Origin of the sequence: Campylobacter sp. 2018MI13, from assembly GCF_018501135.1 — a bacterium.
Classification (GTDB): Bacteria; Campylobacterota; Campylobacteria; order Campylobacterales; family Campylobacteraceae; genus Campylobacter_E.
This window is the reverse complement of the sequence record NZ_JAHCZC010000192.1, coordinates 1-511: the sequence shown is the minus strand read 5'-3', so window position 1 is coordinate 511 and position 511 is coordinate 1. Positions and strand designations below refer to the sequence as shown.

Sequence of the window (511 nt, the reverse complement as noted above, 5' to 3'; positions counted from 1 at the left end):
AAGTCATTCCCTTATCAACCATTTTATCGATTTTCTCCCGTGGCGGACGTGCATGGCGCAAGTTTGCACCAGTTTTATTCGCAGGTATATAGTCCTTTTTCTTCCTGACCTTCCGAACCATTTCAACTGCCTTGCAAAGATCCGGATCATTAATTGCACTCCAGTTGTCAAATGCAATCCAGCCATATCTTTCCACAATCATCGTAACTGCTTCTCCAAACTTCAATGCCATCGTCTCACCCCGCTAACCACTTGCAAAACAGATACATAACAATGCACCATGCAAAGAATGCTGCAGAAACAATACGTTCATTCATCTTTTTCATTAGAATCTTCCTCCTCAAGCAGATAGGCAGCTATGTTGTTAGTATTCGCAAGCGGAAGACGGCATACGGGATCTACTCCGGTCACATGGGCTCGGAGATCTGTATACGCCGCAGCACTCACAGCACTCCGCCCCCGCCCACCCCGCCCCCCCCCCCCCCCCCCCCCCCCCCCCCCCCCCCCCCCC

Annotated in this window: 2 protein-coding genes; both read right to left on the bottom strand. The window is 51.1% G+C overall.

Going from position 1 to position 511, the window contains the following annotated elements; all coding sequences use genetic code 11:
- Window positions 1-232 (bottom strand): hypothetical protein (locus KJQ99_RS09595; protein ID WP_214150695.1); only part of this gene is annotated, 232 nt, incomplete at its 3' end.
- A 77-nt stretch (window positions 233-309) separates the two neighbouring features.
- The coding region (locus KJQ99_RS09590; protein WP_284467056.1) for a hypothetical protein at window positions 310-511 on the bottom strand (202 nt) is incomplete at its 5' end.